The organism is Acinetobacter sp. ANC_7655, assembly GCF_056784015.1.
This window is the reverse complement of record NZ_JBWYJB010000003.1, coordinates 61,184-78,984: the sequence shown is the minus strand read 5'-3', so window position 1 is coordinate 78,984 and position 17,801 is coordinate 61,184. Positions and strand designations below refer to the sequence as shown.

General features: G+C 38.2%; 15 protein-coding genes. 7 read left to right on the top strand and 8 right to left on the bottom strand.

Annotated features, from left to right (window positions below):
* Positions 1 to 75: 75 nt before the first annotated feature.
* Positions 76 to 1,068, bottom strand: a complete 993-nt coding sequence (locus tag AC1M9N_RS05590) for an NAD(P)H-quinone oxidoreductase (protein ID WP_481954403.1) — start codon at positions 1,066 to 1,068, stop codon at positions 76 to 78.
* 131 nt (positions 1,069 to 1,199) lie between these two features.
* On the opposite strand from AC1M9N_RS05590, the gene AC1M9N_RS05585 reads away from it, so the two are divergent.
* The 3 genes from AC1M9N_RS05585 to AC1M9N_RS05575 all read left to right on the top strand — a co-directional run bounded on the left by AC1M9N_RS05585 (position 1,200) and on the right by AC1M9N_RS05575 (position 6,773).
* Entirely contained in the window at positions 1,200 to 1,490 is a 291-nt protein-coding gene (locus AC1M9N_RS05585; RefSeq protein ID WP_481594399.1) for a hypothetical protein, read from the top strand.
* Between the two features lie 138 nt (positions 1,491 to 1,628).
* A complete protein-coding gene (locus AC1M9N_RS05580) occupies positions 1,629 to 4,088 on the top strand; it encodes a glycerophosphodiester phosphodiesterase family protein (RefSeq protein ID WP_481954402.1) in 2,460 nt (819 codons plus the stop codon).
* A 264-nt stretch (positions 4,089 to 4,352) separates the two neighbouring features.
* Complete coding sequence (locus AC1M9N_RS05575) at positions 4,353 to 6,773, top strand: glycerophosphodiester phosphodiesterase family protein (protein ID WP_481588892.1); 2,421 nt, start codon at positions 4,353 to 4,355, stop codon at positions 6,771 to 6,773.
* A 56-nt stretch (positions 6,774 to 6,829) separates the two neighbouring features.
* On the opposite strand, the gene AC1M9N_RS05570 is transcribed toward AC1M9N_RS05575, so the two are convergent.
* The 4 genes from AC1M9N_RS05570 to cysD form a co-directional block, all read right to left on the bottom strand.
* Complete coding sequence (locus AC1M9N_RS05570; protein ID WP_481588891.1) at positions 6,830 to 7,705, bottom strand: SDR family oxidoreductase; 876 nt, start codon at positions 7,703 to 7,705, stop codon at positions 6,830 to 6,832.
* Positions 7,706 to 7,826: 121 nt separating this feature from the next.
* Complete coding sequence (locus AC1M9N_RS05565; RefSeq protein WP_481588890.1) at positions 7,827 to 8,075, bottom strand: DUF2798 domain-containing protein; 249 nt, start codon at positions 8,073 to 8,075, stop codon at positions 7,827 to 7,829.
* A gap of 590 nt (positions 8,076 to 8,665) precedes the next feature.
* Positions 8,666 to 10,282 (bottom strand): sulfate adenylyltransferase subunit CysN, encoded by a 1,617-nt coding sequence (cysN, locus tag AC1M9N_RS05560; RefSeq protein ID WP_481588889.1) that lies wholly within the window; start codon positions 10,280 to 10,282, stop codon positions 8,666 to 8,668.
* Positions 10,283 to 10,406: 124 nt separating this feature from the next.
* The gene (gene cysD / locus AC1M9N_RS05555) at positions 10,407 to 11,321 is read right to left on the bottom strand and encodes a sulfate adenylyltransferase subunit CysD (RefSeq protein ID WP_035266686.1); all 915 of its coding nucleotides are present in this window, start codon (positions 11,319 to 11,321) and stop codon (positions 10,407 to 10,409) included.
* Between the two features lie 169 nt (positions 11,322 to 11,490).
* On the opposite strand from cysD, the gene AC1M9N_RS05550 reads away from it, so the two are divergent.
* Together AC1M9N_RS05550 and AC1M9N_RS05545 are read left to right on the top strand one after the other, a co-directional pair.
* The gene (locus tag AC1M9N_RS05550; RefSeq protein ID WP_481588965.1) at positions 11,491 to 11,907 is read left to right on the top strand and encodes a GNAT family N-acetyltransferase; all 417 of its coding nucleotides are present in this window, start codon (positions 11,491 to 11,493) and stop codon (positions 11,905 to 11,907) included.
* Between the two features lie 15 nt (positions 11,908 to 11,922).
* Positions 11,923 to 12,450 (top strand): hypothetical protein, encoded by a 528-nt coding sequence (locus AC1M9N_RS05545; protein WP_092766877.1) that lies wholly within the window; start codon positions 11,923 to 11,925, stop codon positions 12,448 to 12,450.
* A 48-nt stretch (positions 12,451 to 12,498) separates the two neighbouring features.
* Here the strand turns inward: AC1M9N_RS05545 and AC1M9N_RS05540 are convergent, their stop codons facing one another.
* Complete coding sequence (locus tag AC1M9N_RS05540) at positions 12,499 to 13,947, bottom strand: capsule assembly Wzi family protein (RefSeq protein ID WP_481954401.1); 1,449 nt, start codon at positions 13,945 to 13,947, stop codon at positions 12,499 to 12,501.
* A gap of 301 nt (positions 13,948 to 14,248) precedes the next feature.
* Complete coding sequence (gene lysS, locus AC1M9N_RS05535) at positions 14,249 to 15,778, bottom strand: lysine--tRNA ligase (RefSeq protein ID WP_092766879.1); 1,530 nt, start codon at positions 15,776 to 15,778, stop codon at positions 14,249 to 14,251.
* 247 nt (positions 15,779 to 16,025) lie between these two features.
* Here lysS and AC1M9N_RS05530 point away from each other — a divergent pair, with 247 nt between their 5' ends.
* Positions 16,026 to 16,538 carry a YqiA/YcfP family alpha/beta fold hydrolase gene (locus AC1M9N_RS05530; RefSeq protein WP_035266673.1) on the top strand — a complete coding sequence of 171 codons (513 nt, stop codon included), beginning with the start codon at positions 16,026 to 16,028 and terminating at the stop codon, positions 16,536 to 16,538.
* Positions 16,539 to 16,569: 31 nt separating this feature from the next.
* Here the strand turns inward: AC1M9N_RS05530 and AC1M9N_RS05525 are convergent, their stop codons facing one another.
* Positions 16,570 to 17,106 (bottom strand): adenine phosphoribosyltransferase, encoded by a 537-nt coding sequence (locus AC1M9N_RS05525; protein WP_035266671.1) that lies wholly within the window; start codon positions 17,104 to 17,106, stop codon positions 16,570 to 16,572.
* A gap of 491 nt (positions 17,107 to 17,597) precedes the next feature.
* Here AC1M9N_RS05525 and rubA point away from each other — a divergent pair, with 491 nt between their 5' ends.
* The gene (gene rubA, locus AC1M9N_RS05520) at positions 17,598 to 17,762 is read left to right on the top strand and encodes a rubredoxin RubA (RefSeq protein ID WP_000760495.1); all 165 of its coding nucleotides are present in this window, start codon (positions 17,598 to 17,600) and stop codon (positions 17,760 to 17,762) included.
* Positions 17,763 to 17,801 lie beyond the last annotated feature (39 nt).

The window sequence follows — 17,801 nt, the reverse complement described above, 5'->3', positions numbered from 1 at the left end:
ATAATCTAAAGTCTGTTGGGACGAAGCAGATTATTCATCCTCAGCGCTGACTCAATCGAACATAGGTGGTTGAGATTAATCCAAGACTTTCACCACAATTTTACCAATGTGATCACCTGCATTCATTGCCAAATGAGCCGCTTGAATCTCATCAAAATTAAAAGTTTTATAAATCATCGGTAGACATTCACCTTTTGCCCATAACGGCGCAACATGTGTCTTTAAATCTTGAGCGATTTTGGCTTTTTCTGCTGTGGTACGTGCACGCATGGTTGAGCCAGTAATGGTTAAACGCTTCATCATGATTTGACCTAATTTTACGCCGTCAGCTTTAGCTCCTCCAAGAAATGCGATATAAACCAAACGCCCATCACGACGTAATACATTCAAGTTTTGGGCTAAATAAGGCGCTCCAACCATATCTAAGACAATATCTACGCCATTTTCTTCCGTCGCTTGCTGAATGACCTGTTCAAAGTCTTCCGTTTTATAATTAATTGCATGCGTCAAATCTTGAATTGCTTTTACTTTCTCATCTGAGCCAACAGTCGCAAAAGTTTTTAAGCCAAATGCTTTACACAACATTAATGCTGTTGTTCCAATCCCACTGGTTCCGCCATGGATTAAAGCCGTTTCCCCCGCTTTAGCTTTGCCCATTTGAAAAATATTCGCCCAAACGGTAAAAAATGTTTCTGGAATTGCAGCAGCTTGAATATGACTCACCCCTGCAGGAATATTAATCAGCTGAGATTCAGGCACCACACAGTATTCCGCATAACCACCACCATTGGTGAGTCCACACACTTGATCCCCCACCTGATAGGCGTTTACCTCAGCCCCTACTGCAACGACTTCCCCTGATACCTCTAACCCAGGTACAGGTGTGACCCCTTTAGGCATTGGATATAAACCTTGGCGCTGTAAAATATCAGGACGGTTAATGCCGAAAGCATGTACTTTCACCAAGACTTCATTGTCTTTAGGTTGCGGAATATCAACCGTTTCATAAGCCAACTTCTCAACGCCGCCTGGTTCAGTAATGATCACATGTTGCATGCTTTGTGCCATAATCAAATCCTTTATTTACAATACTTTTCATTCATTTCAATCAATTTCATCATAGTTGATCGCATTGATAAAGTCCTGTATTACTTATGTATAAGGATGAAAACGAATCATTATTTTTTGGGGAAAATAATATGCGTTACTTGCTGCAATTTATTTTGCCATGCAGTTTTGCTGCCTTGGTCATCATCTGTTGGACTTTTTTGTTAAGTTTTCCATGGGATTCAGCAGTAATTGCGATGATCTACTTCCAAATTGGGCTGGTGTTGTTATTGCTATACATTGAATACGATGCGAGCAAAGTGGATGGTGCAGCAGGTTGGACTTTTTTATTTTTCTGTTTTTTTGAAATGATATTGTTCGTCGCTTTGGGGATCATTCGTGTCATTATTGGTGGATGGCAAGTTTTAAATCTTTTATTTTGAACCTTGCCTCAGACACGAATATTAAAATAACTCAATAATACAAACAAAGCTTCGTATTTTTTTGATTTACAACGGAATTGTAACCTTAATATCTTAGATTTTAAGGTCGTCATGGATCGTACACTCGAGAATTTTAAAATGAAAAAGCAGACTCTAGTTGTCACACTATCGCTCATGCTCGGTTTAGCAGGATGCTCTGGGGAAGATCAACCTAAATCAACCACACCAAGTGCCCCTGAGCCACCCATACCAATTCAACCTGAAGATCCAAAACCATCTCTACCACCGGATCTCGAACCTGAAACACCGATCAATATTCCACAACCAAAAACGTATTTAAATCTGGATTTTACTGAAATTTATTCAATACCTTCTGATTGGAATATCCTACCTTCAAATCCAGGTAACATTCAATTTAAAGAAGGTGCCTTACTGATTGATGGTCGCAAAGATTTAATTAAACCCACCACGATCATGTTAAGTTCGGATTTTCAAAAGCTTCGCAACTATAAAATTGAGTTAGAATTTGAATACCTTGAGCGTAATAACGGTACTCGTTGGGGAAGTATTATTTATAGAGCTTCAGATGTGTTTGCTCAACCTGAATATACACCATACTACCAATTTGCTATTCGTGCAGATGCATCTGCTTATAATGGTCTAGAACTCGCACTTAGACGTTCGAATAACACATGGAATGTCATCAATACATCCAAATTCGAATCAAACATCGCTTTAAATACGCCTTATAAGGCTACAGTTGTTGTTCATGATCAACGTGTTCGTCATTACTTGAATGATCAATTGGTTTTTGATGGGGAATTACCCACCAACCTAAACCAAGGTGCCATTGGACTTTCAGCAGCAGGATTGCTGATGAAGGTCAACACAATACGGGTGATTGAACAACTTGATGCTCTCCCTACTCAAGATCGGATCACAGATGTCATTGATCACAAATATCCAGTTGCAATGGCGCCCGCTTTAGCACAACCAGCCGACTCATTAACAATTGATAACGCTCATACCGCCACTTATATTGCTTACCAACTTGATGAACAATTATTTTTAAAAGATTTCGACAATAAGACCTCGATGCACCTTAGAAGTCTTCTTTCTGATCAAACCAAAAGAACACTTCCTCTTCTGCATATCGACTCTGAAAACACACTGGCTGAATTAAGATCTTTGTCTTCAGATTATGATTTTAGTGATGTCACGCTAGTCTCTGATGATCCATATCTATTAAGAAAAGCGTGTGTAGAGATTCCAGAAATCCGTACAGTATTGGATTGGTCTGAAAAGGACAATTTAATTTCAGATCAAAATAGTGTTGTGAAAATTGCACAGGCAACCAATACATCACTTTCTAAAATTGTGATTTTACCAGCCCATTTGGTTCAGTCTCATGTAGTTGCACACTTACAACGTTTATTGATCACACCTTGGGCAGGTTTTACCCACAATACTTCTGGACAGACCAGTCCTAAGCTTGATGCCTATCAAGCTGCTGAGATATTAACAACAGGAGTAAATGGCATTTATACACATCAGCCTGAATTATTTCATTCCATCATGCGCTCAATGGCGCCCAACACCCTACTTCGTAAACCACTTATTACAGGTCATCGAGGAGTCCCGTCTCAAGTTGATGAAAATACGCTTGAAGGTATTCTTAAGGCGATAGAAGTTGGTGCTGATGCCGTGGAATATGATGTCTATCTGACGAAAGATGACTATGTCGTTTTAATGCATGATAAATCGGTTTTACGCACAACGGGTATCGCAAAAAATATTGAGAACATGACGCTCGAAGAAGTTCGTAAACTAAAAACGACCGGGCAGCGACTTGCCATACCAACGATGGATGAAGTATTGGCTGCAGTAGTTAAAAAGTACCCACATGTGACCAATTTTATCGAGATTAAGAGTGCAAAACCCGAAATAATTTTGAAAATTAAAGATTTACTTGATAAATATGATGCATATGGTCAAGCCATTGTCATAAGTTTTGATGGGCAACAAATTCTTGAAATGAAGAACACTCTAAAAGGTGTATCAACGGGTTTATTGGTATATCCACCAAAGGAACAAACTACTTTTCTAAACATTCGAAGAATTTTGGAAACAACACGACAATTTTCTTCGACATTCAATCCGAATTATAGTGGTTTGAATCAGGACGTCATGTATCTGGCAAGTTTACGTGGTGTAACCTTCTGGCCTTGGACGTTCCGTTTAATAAAAAATGATTTCTATCGTATGTACATTCAAGGTACACATGGGTTGACCACGGATTATGCACAAGATGCATCAAATTTTGTGGTCAAAATTGAAACTCCACGACAAATAACAGCAACTGTTGGTCAACCTTTACAAATCGCTGGGCAAAAATTAACGCAACTGGGTCAATCTAGTTACCAAAGCTTCAATACGATGCTCGTACTACCAGGCTCTGCAAAATATAGTCTAAATGGTCAATCTGTGAGTTTCAGTGAACGTGGTACTGCCTATGTCATGCCAAGCTACCAATACACCATAGCACCCAATTTCACCTATATGATCTATGCAAAACCCGTGACTGTGACCATTCAATAAGCAAATCTCATTGATATTCGAAGACCAATTCAGTTCGCTGAGTTGGTTTTTTTCGAAAATCGCATTTTCCCTTATCTTTTCATAAGATTTCAACTGGACTTTTAATGATGTTCACCGCTTAAACACGACAGTATTTAAAACTGATGAATTTCATAAATATTTAATATGTAATATTTTTTTTACTTTATGACAAATCCATAGAATTGTCATTTTATGTACTTAGATTGTGTCTCGCTTAGGGACATACTTTTCGAGTACTTTTTAATGATGAAATTTACAACACTGACGTCAGCAATATTATTAACATTAAGCTTAACGGCTTGCTCCGATGATGATCAAAAAAATGCTGTATCAAATCCAGATCAAACGGAAAATCCTAATCCATCTCCTGAACCAGAAACACCAGACATTGAAGTACCTGTACCCGAAATACTTTTTGAAGAAAATTTCAATGCTTTAACTACTATTCCAAACAATTGGACTCAACTTCGTAGCAATCCAGGTAATATTGAAGTTAAAGATGGAGCACTACTCATCAATGGTACGGCGCACGATACACAAATGACGACCATCATGTTGCCAACCGAACTACAGCAACATCGTAATTATCGTATCGATATGGATTTTGCTTTCTTAGAAAATAACAATGGCGGGCGTTGGGGTAGCATCATCTATCGTGCCGCTGATCAATATGCTGATCCAGCTTTTACGCCGTATTACCAATTTGCATTTCGTGTTGATGCAACCGCTGCAAGTGGTCTTGAACTTTCTATGCGTCAACCTAACAACACATGGAATGTTTTACAGAAATCTGCATATAAAGAGAATTTTGAGTTAAATAAAACCTACAAAGCAACAGTCATCGTACATGGCCAACGCGTACGCCATTATATTAATGATGAACTCGTACTCGATAGCACGCTACCTTACAATTTAAATCAGGGTGGCATTGGCATTTCTACAGCTGGCGCTTTGATGCGTGTAGATTCAATTAAAGTGACTGAGCAACTTGAAGCCCTACCAGAGTCTAATCGAGTTACAGATCTAATCGATCAGCAATTGCCAGTCTCTATGGCACCAGCACTCGCTCAGCCTGCTGGCGCAACTACACTGAACTCAGCTCCATTAGCAACTCATGTTGCCTACCAACTGGATGAGCAACTCAATCTTCTTAACCAAGATCAAAAGAAAATTACTCATTTAAAAGATTATTTAAATGATTCAACACGACGTCATATTCCGCTATTAACGATCAATTCAGAAAAAACAATTCGTAATCTGAAAACGTTGACAGAAAACTATGATCTCGCTGATATCACCTTGGTGTCGGATCAGCCTGAACTCTTACGTAAAGCTCGTGTTGAAATCCCTGTATTGCGTACAGCACTCGACTATTCAAAACAATCTGGTTTAACCAATAGTAAATCAGATATTGTAAAAATTGCTCATAATACCAATTCTTCTTTATCAAAAATTGTCATTTTACCGCCGCACTTAGTGCAATCAGAAGTCGTATCTCATCTACAACGCTTATTAATTACACCTTGGGCAAGCACACTTCATCCAGATCAAAAAGATGGCATTGATGCATTCAAAGCAGCTGATATTTTAAGCACTGGTATTAATGGGATCTATACACAACAGCCAGATGTTTTCCAAAACATTATGAAGCAGATGGCACCGAATACCCTGTTAAGAAAACCCCTCATCACAGGCCATCGTGGCATTCCAGCTTTAGAGGATGAAAATACTTTAGAAGGAACAATTAAAGCTATTGAGGTGGGTGCTGACGCAGTTGAATATGATGTTTATCTATCGAAAGATGGTCATGTTTTCCTGATGCATGATGGAACATTAACTCGTACCACAGGTGATAATAGAAATACTGAAGATCTTACCTTAGCTGAAATTCGTCAGTTACGTACGATTCCCAATGGTCGCCCAGTTCCAACCATGGATGAGGTTTTGGCTGCAGTCAAAAAATACCCCCATGTGACCAATTTCATCGAAATTAAAAGTGCTAAGCCTGAAATTGTAGCGAAGATTAAAGAACTTTTAGATAAGCACAATGCCTATGATCAATCGATTGTCATCAGTTTTAATGGTGATCAAATCTTACAGATGAAAAATACCTTACCGGGTGTTTCTACAGGCTTCTTAACGAGTACGCCGAACGCACAAAGCAATATTGTAAACACACGTCGAATATTAGACGCGACTCAAAAATATTCTTCTACATTTAACCCGTCTTTTGCAGGATTAAGCAAAGAGTTAATGTCAATGGCGAGCTTACGTGGCGTAACTTTCTGGCCTTGGACATTCCGTACCAATAAAGATGATTTTAATCGTATGTATGTACAAGGAACACATGGCTTAACCACCGATTATGCTCATGAATCTTCTGATTTAGTCGTCAAGATCAATACTCCAGGTCAAATTACTGCGAAAGTGGGACAGCCTGTTGTTTTTAGTGGAGAAAAAGTTACTCAGATAGGTAAGGCTTCAGCACAAAACTTTAATTCAATGATTGTTCTGCCTGGTTCTGCCAAATATAGTAAAAATGGTCAGTCGATTACGTTTAGTGAAACAGGCAAAGCCTATGTCATGCCGAGCTATCAATACACGATTGCTCCGAATTATAGCTACACCCTGTACGGTAAACCCGTGACAGTCACGATTCAGTAAGAAACTTTAAATTTACATGCCCAATTGTTAAGTTTAAAGCTTCAATTGGGCATTTCTTATTTTTTTAAATTTTGAATCACTTCGGGTAAAAAAGAACGGTGAAATCCATCATAGGCTTGATTATTCTCAGCCGGACTTAATGGAAATATACGTGTGCCTTGAGAAGCTGCGCCATCAATCCGTATCGTGACACCCGATATAAATTTAGATGCTTCAGACAACAAATAGACGATCGCTGATGATACTTCAGCTTCTGTTCCCATGCGTTGCAAAGGAACTTTCTCCGCCATACTTGGAATCACTTTTTCAGCCATTTCACCAGTATATGTATCCATACCTGATGACAAAATCCATCCAGGTGCTACGGCATTCACACGAACTCCTGATTTACCCCATTCGACAGCAGCTGTCTTGGTCAGATTATCAACCCCTGCACGGGCTGCGCCTGAATGTCCCATATTCGGCATACCTCCCCACATATCAGCAGTCATGTTGACAATACTTCCACCATGCTTATTCATCCACTGATTGTAAGCTTCGCGCATAAGATAGAATGTAGCGTGTAGATTGTTTCGAATGACAGCATCAAATCCATTGGCTGAGATTTTTTCTAAATGCGCTGGAAATTGTCCGCCTGCATTATTCACCAAGCCATCAACTCGTCCGAATTTTTCAATTACTTCGCTAATCATGGCTTTTACTTGTGCTTCATCACGATTATCACAAGCGATGCCATAGGCTCTGCCACCATCTTCCATGATTTCAGCAACAACTTTATCGAGTTTTTCTTGGGTACGCCCTGTAATAATCACTTGTGCATCCAATGATGCAAGCTCATGAGCTGTACAACGTCCAATACCAGAACCACCTCCTGTCACAATGATGACCTGATTCTGAAATAAGTTTTCCTTGAACACTGAGTTATATGTCATGCCAATCCTTAGGTTGTAATTTTTATCGACCTGCAAAATTATCCCGATTTTTTAACAGTTGCAAGATCATAGAATTTTATAATTGTTGTTTTAAATGCTAATCAAACCTTTCATTCAAGGGCTATGGCATAGTTTTTACAAAATGCATTAAGATTTTTCTTACCACAGGTAAAAATATTAAGATCAATGGAAATGCGATTAACCAAGACATTGCCCACGTCTTTATCCAGACCGCCCAGATCCCATCAAAAAATCCACGATTCATTACAATATTAATTAAAGAAATTGAACCACTCATCAAACATGACAAAATTAACGGCATCAGCCAATTGAGATGTTTGGGGTGAAATTTTGGGAGTGCTTTATTCATTGTAGCGCCTAATCATTTCATCTCATTTAATTTAGCACCAATGCAATCACTATTCCTATATTTTTCAAGTTTCAAGCACACAAAACTAATCCAATATCGTTAAAATTTTGAACCTTGAGGCATGATTTAATAATTTTTCTTAGTAAATGTATATTAAATAGAATGGATTAGTTTCCATCTTAATCAAGACTCATGAGCAATAAAAAAATATTTAACTTTAAACGATGATTTTATTTTTTAGCTTTTCTACTCTACGAAAATGTTTTAAGTTTTTAGTTCAATTTTACCGTTAATCTCTATTCTTTAGATTCGAAGCATTTTTTTTGCAGTTTTTGCATAGCTTCTCTAGGCATAGGCGCTGTCATCATTTGTTGGTATTCTAAACAAGCTTTACTAGGGTGTTTTTGTTGTATCGGAGCATTAACACATGCCGTTAAGAGCATCAAAAGCAAATACGCTACTATTTTCATCATATCTCGAATTTATCGTTAATGTTCATTCTATCTTAGCTCATTAGGGCTAGTGTGGTCGTTATTAACTTTTAAATAAAAAAACCCGCCATCAGGCGGGTTTTTTTAAATCAGTCAATCTTAAAGACGAACCAATTCCACAATCTTCTCAGCCAATTCTTCAGCAGCTTCTACTTCAAAACTTGCATCCGTACCTGTTGCAGTATCAGTAATGACCACCACTCCAGTTTCACGTAATAATGCAACTTGCTCAGCAGTTAAACCAGCTTTAGCAATCGCGACAACACCTTGTTGGATCAATAAGCTTTCTAATACTTGTGCATTCACAATTGCAGCATTTGATATAGTTACCGCAGCAGGTTTTTGACCCAAACGCGCCGCACGTGCTTCTGATGTTACAGGCTCATTATGTGCAGTCCACTCAACTGCCTCTTCAACCATACCTGCACCAACTGTAACGTTGCTTAAGCGGTCAATAAAGATAAATGAACCTGTGTAACGGCTATCTTGATAACGGTCAAATACGACTGGTGCATCAAATTCAATCGTTACATTCGCAATCGCATTCAGCTCTAAGTTTTCAACTTGAACTTTTTCAAGCGTATTTACGTTTGTACGGAAGTTAATTGCTGTTACCTTAGCAGGAACAGTTTGCGTACCAATCTTCACGTTATATAACTTACCAATCGCAAGCGGTTGGTCAGCCATCCATACAACAGTCGCTTGAACAGAACGAGAAATTGCCGGTACTTCTTGGTCTGCACGTACAAGTACGTTACCACGAGAAATATCAATCTCGTCGTTTAACGTTAATGTCACTGCTTGACCAGCAACTGCACGTTCTAAGTTACCATCAAAAGTAACGATTTCTTTAACTGTAGATGATTTACCTGATGGCAACGCAGTAATCGTATCTCCAACGTTGATATCACCTAGTGCGATCGTACCGCAGAAACCACGGAAATCGAGGTTAGGACGGTTCACATACTGTACAGGGAAGCGGAAGTCAGCTTTAGCTGAAGTACGATTAATCTCTACAGATTCAAGCGTACCCATCAAAGTTTCGCCTGTGTACCAAGGTGTATTTGGTGATTTGTTTACAACGTTATCACCATTTAGCGCAGAAATCGGCGTAAAGATGATATTAGATGGTTTACGGTCACCCAATTGTGCAACAAAGCCTGCGTATTCTGTTTGAATCTCATTAAAGCGTGCTTCAGAGAACTCAACCAAGTCCATTTTGTTGATCGCAACAATAATGTTCTTAATACCAAGTAAGCTTGCAATATACGTATGACGACGTGTTTGTGTCTGAACACCGTAACGCGCATCAATTAAAATGATCGCAAGGTCACACGTAGACGCACCTGTAGCCATGTTACGTGTGTATTGTTCATGCCCCGGAGTGTCGGCAATAATGAACTTACGTTTTTCTGTAGAGAAATAACGGTAAGCTACATCAATCGTAATACCTTGTTCACGCTCTGCTTGTAAACCATCTACAAGTAGCGCTAAGTCAGGTGCATCACCTGTTGTACCGACTTTTTTAGAATCACGTGTCACTGCTTGCAATTGATCTTCATAAATCAATTTTGAATCGTAAAGTAAACGACCAATTAAAGTTGATTTACCATCATCTACGTTACCGCAAGTCAAAAAGCGTAATAAGTCTTTATTTTCGTGTTGTTTTAAATAACCCAAGATATCTTGGCTAATCAAATCTGATTGATGAGACATGGCTCATAGCTCCACAAATATGTTGAAATCGGTGTATTTGAATTCCCTCGTTCCTCCTTTGAAAAAGGAGGATAACTCCTCTCTTTTACAAAGAGAGGAGCAGCGCTGCTGCGCAAGAGAGATTCTAGAAGTAACCTTCTTGCTTTTTCTTTTCCATCGAGCCCGCTTCATCATGGTCAATCATTCGACCTTGGCGCTCAGAACTGGTTGCAAGCAACATTTCTTGGATAATTTCTGGCAAGGTGTTAGCAGTCGACTCCACCGCACCTGTCAATGGGTAACACCCCAAAGTACGGAAACGAACCGATTTCATTTGTGGAACTTCACCTTCTTTTAAAGGCATACGCTCATCATCCACCATAATTAATGTACCACTACGCTCAACAACAGGTCGTTCTGCCGCCAAGTACAATGGAACAAGTGGAATACTTTCTAAGTAAATATATTGCCAAATATCAAGCTCAGTCCAGTTCGACAATGGGAACACACGGATACTTTCGCCTTTGTTCACTTTACCATTGTAAAGATTCCAAAGTTCTGGACGTTGGTTTTTAGGATCCCAACGATGTTTATCATCACGGAATGAATACACACGTTCTTTGGCACGTGATTTTTCTTCATCACGGCGAGCACCACCAAATGCAGCATCGAACTTGTATTTATCTAATGCCTGTTTTAAACCCTGAGTTTTCATGATATCAGTATATTTCGAACTACCATGATCAAATGGGTTAATCCCAGCATCCTTACCTTCTTTATTTTGGTGGACGATAAGATCGAAACCGTGTTGCTTAGCCATATTGTCGCGGAAAGCAATCATGTCCTTAAATTTCCAACCTGTATCTACATGTAACAGTGGAAAAGGGAGTTTTGCAGGATAGAATGCTTTAAGCGCTAAATGCAGCATAACTGCCGAGTCCTTACCAATCGAATAAAGCATGACTGGATTTTCGAATTCTGCAGCAACTTCGCGAATGATATGAATACTCTCAGCTTCAAGCTGTTTAAGATGAGTAAGTCTTTCCTCATTTAATGACATGGACAACACCAGCTAGAATATGTGTACTTATGACACTTTTGAAAATTTATATTCATTATAGTGATTTAGACAACGGAGCTTTATCTCGTTTTTTTATATTAATATACTCAAATAGAATATAAGCAAAGAGACAATCTAATTATGATAACAATTACAGGCCTTTTCAAATATAAAATACCAAGAATGGTTAGCCCTTTGGTCTGCTTACCTTGAATTCTACAAGACCGAATTGAATCCTCAACAAGCGGCTCTGACTTTCAAACGATTATCTGATGCGTCGCAAACCGATATGTTTGGCTATGCCATTATAAAAAATCAAAATGTCGTCGGAATTGTACATCTCATTTCTCACGCAAGCACTTGGACTAAACTCCCTTATTGTTATCTCCAAGATTTGTTTATTGATGCAAATTACAGGAATCAGGGCTTAGCCAGGAAATTAATAGAATTTAGCTATGATGAATGTAAAAATAATTATGATAGAGTGTACTGGCTAACCCATAAAAGCAATGATAACGCTAGACTTTTGTATAATCGTGTTGCAACCGAGACAGGATTCATTCAATATAAAAAATCTCTAAATTAGTTATTTTTATCTCCCATGCTTAGCCTTGAATCTCTTAAACAACATTTAGAGCGAGCTCAAATTGCTGGTCATATTTATCAGCATCATCAAATTCTAGTGTTACAAGAACCGTTTACTGAAAATGGTTCTGCTTTAAATATTTTTGTTCAGCACGAGTTAACTGCTGATCAAATTGGCTTACAGTTTGCTGTTGAACATACTGATCAAAAACTAAAGTTCTTGATTGGCGTTACACATAGCAATCAAGATCATAGAAGTGAAATTAGTATTGGTCATTTAAAAGGCAATCAAAAAGCTTTTAATTTGTGCTACGCCTTTTACAATTATCCAAAACATTTTTTTGTAGTTGAAACAGATTTATATGCGAACGCTGAGCAATTTAAAGACTGCTTAGAAAAGCAATTATTCATTCAGCCTGAGCTTAGTTTTTTAGACACAGCCACTAAAGTAAATCCAATGGGACAGAATTACCCATGGATGAAGGATTATATCGCGCAACTTAGCTTAGAAATGAAAGTTCGGATACAAACAAGTCTCATGTAAAAAAAGCCACCTTTTTAGGTGGCTTTTTCAAATACTAATCTAAGAATATTAACGTCCCAGTTTTTTGACATCTAAAGGTATTTCAATACCAACAGAAGCACCTGCATCATTACCATGACGATCTGAATCTGCAATCCAACCATTAATCTTTAATGGCAAATTCGGCTTCACAAAATGCGTCCAAGTTAAATCTAATGCTTGGATATCATCTTCCTCAGAAAATGCAACATTGGTATCTCGATTTGATTGATTTACTTTTGCAAATAATACGCGACCTGAAAGTCTATTCATGGCATCAAAACGAATATTTCCACCCAAAGAAATCATCTCACCATCTCCTCCAATCGCATGTGCAAGAGGATAGCCATGTTGATAATATCCATCTGTATAAACACTGTGATTATAAGATATTCCTTGGGCCTTCCCATTTGTAGTGGTGTCTACCCACTCAGCATAAACCTGATAAGGCATTTTTTTTAAAGATGAAGAATAATCCACCCCAGCCTGATACATTTTCTTAGCAGGTAAGCCACCTGCTTCATCTTCCCCCACGTATTGAGCATAGACGCCGATTGGCTGGTTCAATAAATAGCTTAGATTCAAACGCGCATCAAATCCAGCAATCTGGTTAGATGGATTAACAGTATCCCCGTAAACATTATCTTTACCAATCCAAGCATCCCAGAGAGTTCCTAAATCCTCAGGGCGACCTTCACCACCCCATTGAATAATGCGTGATGCACCGAACTCTAAATAAGGTAGTGGTTGTGCGGTCAAACGTAAACCAATAATTTTAGCATCAGGAACTGCTTTATAATCATCTAACTGGCCGCCAAAAGCTTGGTATTGCCAAGGCCCGATCCATGATAGCCATTTATGATCAAAAGCAGACTGTTCAGCACGCTGTAGAGTGAAACCATATACTGGTCGACTTGCATCTCCACGTATCAAACTACCATCGTGTCCAGGTCCCCAGTAGGTTGGAATCTGACCAGCAATGAGCCATTGATTCCAAAGTTTACCCGCAAGATATGAGCCTTCTAGGTTAACGTCTTGCCCATTGTCTATCTGAGGGTCTTTTTCACCTCTAACTTTGAGCTTCGCATCCCAATTTTGCCCCCCAAGATTTAACTCTGCACCAAGCGCATATTGTGCTTTTTGATGATCGGCAAAAGATTGTGGGATTTTCTTTTGATCACTCTCCGCGAAAACATCCACTTTTAATGTTTCATTTTGCTGCTTAATCGCTCTTTCGACTTCCTGAATAACCTTTTGTTGTTCAATGGAGTTAATTTTAGTATTGTTGAGGGCACGTTGGACTTCATCACCACTTAGCGGCCATGTCGAGGTGCTTATTTGAATCACACCTTGTTGATTCAGCCAATTTAAATCATTTCTTAGGTTTTCATCGTTGAGGAGAATGCCATTGGCAAACACCAATGGACTAGAAAATAGTAAGCTCGATGATAGGATTTTTATAAGTCTATTCGGGTTCATCACAAATCAATTTAGGATTATATCTTATTGATTATTTGAATTTTTAATTTATAAATCCATTAACTTTACATTAAGTATTTAATTAGATACATTTAATAACACTGTATAAATATTTTGATAAACATACAGCTAGTTAAACAGATTAGCTTTAATGATAATTTTCTATATTTTTTATCACCTTAATTAAATATTTTGTAATTAAAACCTCAAAATACACTCACACTAAAAAACATTTAAATTTAATTTTATGTTAAGAAAAATTAAAAAAGCCCTTCAAAGAAGGGCTTTTTTAATTTCACTATTACGCATTTTTGTGACGCATATGTGGGAATAAGATCACATCGCGAATACTTGGCGCATTGGCAAATAGCATTACCAGACGATCAATACCAATCCCTTCACCTGCTGTAGGAGGTAATCCATATTCAAGCGCCTCAACGAAGTCGGCATCATAGTGCATTGCTTCATCATCACCCGCATCTTTTTCAGCTACCTGTGCTTGGAAACGCTCAGCCTGGTCAATTGGGTCATTTAACTCTGAGAAGCCATTTGCAAGCTCACGACCACCAATGAAGAATTCAAAACGGTCAGTAATGTGCGGGTTGTCATCGTTACGACGTGCCAATGGAGAGGTTTCCGCAGGATATTCAGTAATGAAGGTCGGTTGACGAAGTTTCGTTTCAACAGTTTCCTCAAATACAATCGTTTGAAGCTTACCTAGACCAAAACCTGGCTTCACTTGCTCTTTAAGTTCATTCTTAACAAACTCAGCTAAGAACTCGCGATCATTTACATTTTCAGGTGTAAATTGTGGGTTATGTTCAAGAATTGCATCAAACATTGAGATTTTCTTGAATGGACCTTTGAAGCTATACACTTCTTCGCCATAAGGTACATCTGTCGAACCTAAGATATCAATTGCTAGTTTTTCTAGCATTTGCTCTGTCAGTTCCATCAAGTCTTTGTAGTCTGCATAAGCTTGGTAGAATTCGATCATGGTGAATTCTGGGTTGTGACGTGTAGACACACCTTCATTACGGAAGTTACGGTTAATCTCAAACACACGTTCAAAACCACCTACAACCAAACGCTTTAAGTAAAGTTCTGGTGCAATACGTAAGAATAATGGCATGTCTAAGGCATTGTGATGCGTTTCAAATGGACGCGCAGAAGCACCACCTGGAATCACATGCATCATTGGCGTTTCAACTTCCATATAACGTTTTTCAGTCAAGAAGTTACGAATACCAGCAACTACTTTTGCTCGAATTTCAAAAGTCTTACGCGTTTCTTCGTTCACGATCAAATCAAGATAACGTTTACGATATTTTACTTCTGTATCTGTTAAACCGTGGAACTTGTCTGGAAGAGGACGGAGTGATTTAGTGAGGAGTTCAAAATGTTCAATATGCACATAAAGATCACCTTTGCCTGAACGTCCAATGTAACCTTCAACGGCAATAATATCACCTAAATCAAGACCTTTAATGGTGTCTAAAGTCTCTGCAGATAATTCTTTACGTGCAACATAAAGCTGAATACGGCCGGTCATGTCTTGGATCACCATGAACGAACCGCGGTTCAACATCACCCGACCCGCAACTTTGACATAAACTTTTTCACTGCCTTCAATTTCTTCTTTTGATTTATCAGCAAACTGATCCTGAAGGTCTTGTGCATAATGTTCACGCTTAAACGTGTTTGGCCAAGGGCTCGTACCCTGCTCTTGAGCCTTATCTTGAATCTGTTTTAACTTGGCATGACGCTGTGCGATTAAATCGTTTTCGGAAATGGCTTGTTCAGAAGTCGATTGAGCGTTTTGTTGCGTCATCTCTGCCTCGTAATTTTATTTAAAAAAGAAGTTGCATAGCATAGCAGAATTCAAAGTACTTGAGCATTAGAAAATAATCAGCCATTTGAAAAACGCTTAATTTCATCCACTAAAGTCTAGGTCTGAACATTTCTTAGACCAAAAGCTAAGTTGTACTTTGAATACAGCACTCTACAATCATCCTATAAATTGTGGAAAAGTATACTTTCAACAATCATAAAAAATAGAATGGATTTAATGATGACTTATGAACACTCAAGACCCTAAAGTATTGTTTATGCATGGATTAGATTCTTCAAGAGAATCTACCAAGTTTCAGGCAATTCTTTCTAAAAATAAATATTGCATTAATGTTGATTATCGAAATTTAAAATACGCTGCTGTTGAACGTTTTTATATCGATATGATCGAGAAAATTAAACCAGACATTTTAGTAGGACATAGTCTAGGTGGTTACTGGGCATTAAAGATGTCAAATCGATTTCAACTTCCTGCTGTGATTGCAAATCCGAGCCTAATGCCATCTTTTGATCCTGATTATCCAGCGATTACAATTGAGGAGCTTCAATCCAAAACCTCATCTCAAATCGCTTATATCGAACTCGGTGATGAACTGATTGATATGCATAGTACCTCTGACTTATTAGAGCCATACATGTACGTTGAAAGTATTATTGGTGGCCGTCATCAACTGGAAAACCCTGATCGCCTGAATTACCTGATCGGATTAGTCAGCCACTCAAATCATCAATCACATTAAAAAAGCCTTGTGAATCACAAGGCTTTTCGACTTAAATTTGAGGTTTTGATTTATCGTCCAAAACAGACCAAATATTCATTCCTAAATCCGCGTGTAAGTCTGGCAAATCAAGGAAAATACTCGCCCCTAAAACAGTGTGCTGACATTTATCCATCAATTGCTTAACTGCTTTTAATGTACCACCTGTGGCCAATACATCATCAACAATAATCACTTTTTGAGCCTGTACATCCGCAGACATTTCTAAACGGTCCATGCCATACTCAAGGCTATAGCCCACACCAATTACTGGTGGTGGTAATTTTCCAGCTTTACGAACCAACAACAACCCCTTACCAGTACGTTGCGCCAACAAACTCGCCAAAACAAACCCACGTGCTTCAACCGCAACGAAACTCTCTACCTCTGCCAATTGCTCCGCAGGAATACTTTCGATTAAGGCGTCAGTTAAAGGTGCAATGCTCTGCATGAACAAAGGAGTTAAATCAAAGAAACAAATTCCTGGTTTTGGAAAATCTTGGACCGTACGAATGTGTGACCACAATGATGTAGACAAAGAAGTAGACATAGGAGATAAAAATTAGACAAAAGAATGCGTAAATTTTAACGAATTATTGACAAAAAATATAGCAAACATAAGCTAAGAAAAAATACCAACCAATATAACTTATTGATTTTTAATAAACCATTTTTTAATTAAATAACAAGTATAAAACACAAACAGTATAAATTTTATATGAATAGCTGGTAAATCAATACGCGACAAAAGTCTGACAATTTTTTTTAAATCATAATACATATAATTTTGGCAAATATTTCAAAGATTTAATGCTCAGTCTTATCATGCATTAGCATAATTAGCATGCGTTTTGTCCTAATCTGCCATTCAGCTTCGCTTTTAGTCAGCTAAACTCCGTTATTTACTTTACTTTCCACCTCGAACTGCGTAAAAATTTGCTTGAATATGAACGATAAAAATTCATATCACTTGAGTCTAGGTGTGAGAAAGATTTTGGCTGACACCAATAAATGGAATTGTCAGTATTTTTGGAGAATCAAATGAAAAAATATCAATGCATCGTTTGTGGATGGATTTATGACGAAGCAGAAGGCTGGCCACAAGATGGTATTGCTGCAGGCACTAAATGGGAAGATATTCCAGATGATTGGACTTGCCCAGATTGCGGCGTATCAAAAGCAGATTTTGAAATGATTGAAATTTAATTCAGATTTCCTTTAAAGACCATTTTGATATGGTCTTTT

Bases quoted from the DNA above. Each gene is read 5' to 3' on its own strand.
- rubA (WP_000760495.1), top strand. From the start codon at position 17,598: ATGAAAAAATATCAATGCATCGTTTGTGGATGGATTTATGACGAAGCA.
- AC1M9N_RS05580 (WP_481954402.1), top strand. From the start codon at position 1,629: ATGAAAAAGCAGACTCTAGTTGTCACACTATCGCTCATGCTCGGTTTA.
- AC1M9N_RS05570 (WP_481588891.1), bottom strand. From the start codon at position 7,705: ATGACATATAACTCAGTGTTCAAGGAAAACTTATTTCAGAATCAGGTC.
- AC1M9N_RS05525 (WP_035266671.1), bottom strand. From the start codon at position 17,106: ATGTCTACTTCTTTGTCTACATCATTGTGGTCACACATTCGTACGGTC.
- AC1M9N_RS05590 (WP_481954403.1), bottom strand. From the start codon at position 1,068: ATGGCACAAAGCATGCAACATGTGATCATTACTGAACCAGGCGGCGTT.
- cysD (WP_035266686.1), bottom strand. From the start codon at position 11,321: ATGTCATTAAATGAGGAAAGACTTACTCATCTTAAACAGCTTGAAGCT.
- AC1M9N_RS05585 (WP_481594399.1), top strand. From the start codon at position 1,200: ATGCGTTACTTGCTGCAATTTATTTTGCCATGCAGTTTTGCTGCCTTG.
- AC1M9N_RS05540 (WP_481954401.1), bottom strand. From the start codon at position 13,947: ATGAACCCGAATAGACTTATAAAAATCCTATCATCGAGCTTACTATTT.
- AC1M9N_RS05565 (WP_481588890.1), bottom strand. From the start codon at position 8,075: ATGAATAAAGCACTCCCAAAATTTCACCCCAAACATCTCAATTGGCTG.
- AC1M9N_RS05575 (WP_481588892.1), top strand. From the start codon at position 4,353: ATGATGAAATTTACAACACTGACGTCAGCAATATTATTAACATTAAGC.
- lysS (WP_092766879.1), bottom strand. From the start codon at position 15,778: ATGACGCAACAAAACGCTCAATCGACTTCTGAACAAGCCATTTCCGAA.
- AC1M9N_RS05530 (WP_035266673.1), top strand. From the start codon at position 16,026: ATGAACACTCAAGACCCTAAAGTATTGTTTATGCATGGATTAGATTCT.
- cysN (WP_481588889.1), bottom strand. From the start codon at position 10,282: ATGTCTCATCAATCAGATTTGATTAGCCAAGATATCTTGGGTTATTTA.
- AC1M9N_RS05545 (WP_092766877.1), top strand. From the start codon at position 11,923: ATGCTTAGCCTTGAATCTCTTAAACAACATTTAGAGCGAGCTCAAATT.